The organism is Mesorhizobium sp. M0244 (assembly GCF_040321795.1).
In the GTDB taxonomy this organism is placed as follows: Bacteria; Pseudomonadota; Alphaproteobacteria; order Rhizobiales; family Rhizobiaceae; genus Mesorhizobium.
Window position 1 is genome coordinate 1 of record NZ_JAMYSE010000237.1, and the last position, 674, is coordinate 674.

Genomic DNA, 674 nt, shown 5'->3' on the forward strand with positions numbered 1-674 from the left:
AAGGGGGTTGTTGTTGCTCACCGTGCGGTCAACCGGCTCGTCATCAACAATGGCTATGCGCAGTTCAGCTCGAGTGATCGTGTGGCGTGGGTGGGCAATCCCGCGTTTGATATCAGTACCCTGGAAGTGTGGGCACCGCTGCTACACGGTTCAAGCCTGGTTGTGATTCCACAAATTGATGTGCTGCAGCCAGAGGTGCTGCGCCGTCTGGTTCAGCAGCATGGCATTACCGTCCTGCATCTGACAGCTGGGTTGTTCAGCCAGAGCGCTGATGATTTAGGCCCGGCGCTGGCAAGCTTGCGGTTGCTATTGGTCGGCGGTGATGCGGTTGATGTGGCGGCAGTAGCACGGGTCTTGAGGGGGAGCCGACCGCAGCATCTCTTGCACTGCTACGGTCCGACCGAGACGACGACCTTCGCGACAGTCTGCGAGGTCACCGCGATTGATGAGACATTCCGCCGTATCCCGATCGGGCGCCCGATTGCGAACACGCGGGTGTACCTGCTGGACGGTCATGGCGCGCCCGTGCCGTTCGGGGCGGTGGGTGAGCTTTATATCGGCGGGGCAGGCGTTGCGCGTGGCTACCTGAACCGGCCTGATCTGACGGCGGAGCGGTTCATCGCCAGTCCCTTTGTGAAAGGCGATCGGCTGTATAAGACCGGTGACCTGGGGCG

1 protein-coding gene is annotated in these 674 nt (G+C 61.3%); it reads left to right on the forward strand.

All coding sequences use genetic code 11. From position 1 onward, the window contains the following. A partial coding sequence (locus tag NKJ08_RS38835) for an AMP-binding protein (protein ID WP_352786427.1) occupies nt 1–674 on the forward strand: 674 nt, incomplete at both ends.